The organism is Vibrio genomosp. F10 str. 9ZD137 (assembly GCF_049974785.1).
Classification (GTDB): Bacteria; Pseudomonadota; Gammaproteobacteria; order Enterobacterales; family Vibrionaceae; genus Vibrio.
In genome coordinates, this window is record NZ_JBNGCJ010000511.1 from 1 (window position 1) to 2,138 (window position 2,138).

Sequence of the window (2,138 nt, forward strand, 5' to 3'; positions counted from 1 at the left end):
TTTTAACCCGCTAGGGTGAACAGTCATTTACTACGATTGGTATAAAACCTAAGCGATGATGATAGAACCATGACTTAGGCTTTCGATTTTTGGCACGGGCACTTTAGGTACCGGTTTTGACTTTTGGGTATCTCTCTTTGAATTAGCGCAGGTAAAGGTTACTTAAGGTATTGTACGTGCGCTTCCATTTCTGCACCGATCTCTTTTCGCATTTTCATTAATCGAATGGCTGAATCTCGCAAATGAATGTCTTCTTCTGTCGTAGGTACCCATTCAGGCACTTTGGTCGAATGACCATTTTCATCGACCGCAACCATAATAACGATACAGTGTGTTGTCAGTCGGTTATTCATCTCTTTTGGGTCACTGGCTTGAACATCAATAGCAATATGCATTGAACTGGATCCGGTATAGATCACTTTTGCACTGACCTCTACAAGATTACCCACATGGATAGGTGCCACAAAGCGAATGCCCCCCGCATAGGCGGTAATGCAGTATTTACCACTCCATGCCGCTGAGCAGGCGTAAGCCGCTAAATCGATCCATTTCATCGCCGCGCCACCGTGTACCTTGCCACCAAAGTTGACATCACTAGGCTCAGCCAAAAAACGCAATGTAATTTCTCTTTTTCCACTGCTCATATTTTTACCCTTTGTTGTTCTATCTGTTATTAATATAATAGTTAGCAGACAGTAACATAAACATGTTTATGTTCACTTATCTTTTAGACTAAACATTTGAGTCTAGCTAGAGCAACGAAATATTTGAGCGCTAAGACATAGAGGCCGGGGGATAAAAACTCAAAGAGAATAGGAGCGAGAGGGCATCAATGAGAGCGGGCTAACGCGACATTAAGCCGCTATGGCCAGGCCCTTTTTTTGGTGCTTGCACTGTTGGCTTTAATTAACTCTATGGCTTTTTTTGACTTATTTTCGATAGCACTCAGGCTTTGCATTACTTTTACTTGAAACTCATTTCTATCATGGTCAAACAGCGGGGGTTGCGGTGATGAGTTCTGAAGTTGATGTATCAATTGCGCCATTGTTTTGTTTTGTGCCTCAAGGGAGCTGACTTTCGATGCCAGCTCTTTGATCATTTTATTCTGTTCTTTTATTTGTGATTCGATACTGTTGAACGCTTGGAGTATTTGTCCAATATTATGATCAGCCATCAGGTCGCCTATAAGAAGATGGAAGAGATATTCACAGTATAGGCAAAAACGGAGAGTGAAACGGAGTAAAGTGGAATTGGAGCAAATGTGGTGCTTCTGATTTAGGATGCCAACGTTGTCCTAAACCAGGTAACAGATTCACACCGAAAAGAAGAAATCGCCTCTATCGGTTAACTTCTTCAAACTCGCCATCAATGGTGTTGGTGTGTGGAAAAGCACCAGCGTCGGAGAAGGGTGTCCGGCGTTTTTCGTTTACACTGTGGGCGTTCATTTGATTTTGCATCTGCTTCTGAAGCCGTTTACCGGTGATAAGAGCTACAATGGCAAGAGGAATCGCCATGACAAGTGCAAAAACCAGAGTAAAAAAGCCAGTAATCAAGGCAAGCGTAGTGACTATCAATCTATTCATTATATTAACCTCTTAAGTAACACATCTACTGTAACGAATAATAGATGAATGAAAGATGAACACTATTGGAAGCCCCTTTCTTACTTTCTTACTCTATGCCTAACCATTTTGTTACTGTGATTTGCTACTGTGACTTGCTACCCCGATTTCTAGTCGCCTAGAGGTTGCCGTTCGTTGCCACCGCGGTGAGAGTCAAGCGCCATTTTTAGACGTCTTAATTTATCTCTTGATTGACGCTTGTGTGCGACTGCAAGTTCCAATGAAATAACATCCACAAGCGCTAACATTGCATAGCGCGATGCTGATGGCTTGTAAATGAAATCCGTCTCATCGTGCTGAATCGGCAATATTAAATCGGCATTGTTGGCCAGTGGTGTGCTTACGGGAGTGATAGCTATTACCTTCATACCGTATTTTTTAGCAAGCTGCGCGGTTTCGACCAACACAGGTGTAAACCCCGTCGCCGAGATGATAACAAACACATCGTTTTTATCTGCGGTTGCCGCCACCATTTGCGCAAGCATTCCATCGTTATAAGCGACAATGGCATAACCG

At 42.9% G+C, this 2,138-nt stretch carries 4 protein-coding genes; all 4 read right to left on the reverse strand.

Features of this window, described 5'->3' with window-relative positions:
• Positions 1-158: 158 nt before the first annotated feature.
• Positions 159-644 (reverse strand): acyl-CoA thioesterase, encoded by a 486-nt coding sequence (locus ACP45E_RS12435; RefSeq protein ID WP_017036172.1) that lies wholly within the window; start codon positions 642-644, stop codon positions 159-161.
• 218 nt (positions 645-862) lie between these two features.
• Positions 863-1,174 (reverse strand): hypothetical protein, encoded by a 312-nt coding sequence (locus ACP45E_RS12440; RefSeq protein ID WP_017038701.1) that lies wholly within the window; start codon positions 1,172-1,174, stop codon positions 863-865.
• Positions 1,175-1,337: 163 nt separating this feature from the next.
• Complete coding sequence (locus ACP45E_RS12445) at positions 1,338-1,583, reverse strand: hypothetical protein (RefSeq protein ID WP_017038700.1); 246 nt, start codon at positions 1,581-1,583, stop codon at positions 1,338-1,340.
• 149 nt (positions 1,584-1,732) lie between these two features.
• A partial coding sequence (locus ACP45E_RS12450; RefSeq protein ID WP_141707323.1) for a MurR/RpiR family transcriptional regulator occupies positions 1,733-2,138 on the reverse strand: 406 nt, incomplete at its 5' end.

Coding starts and splice junctions, on each gene's coding strand:
- ACP45E_RS12435 (WP_017036172.1), bottom strand. CDS start 644: ATGAGCAGTGGAAAAAGAGAAATTACATTGCGTTTTTTGGCTGAGCCT.
- ACP45E_RS12440 (WP_017038701.1), bottom strand. CDS start 1,174: ATGGCTGATCATAATATTGGACAAATACTCCAAGCGTTCAACAGTATC.
- ACP45E_RS12445 (WP_017038700.1), bottom strand. CDS start 1,583: ATGAATAGATTGATAGTCACTACGCTTGCCTTGATTACTGGCTTTTTT.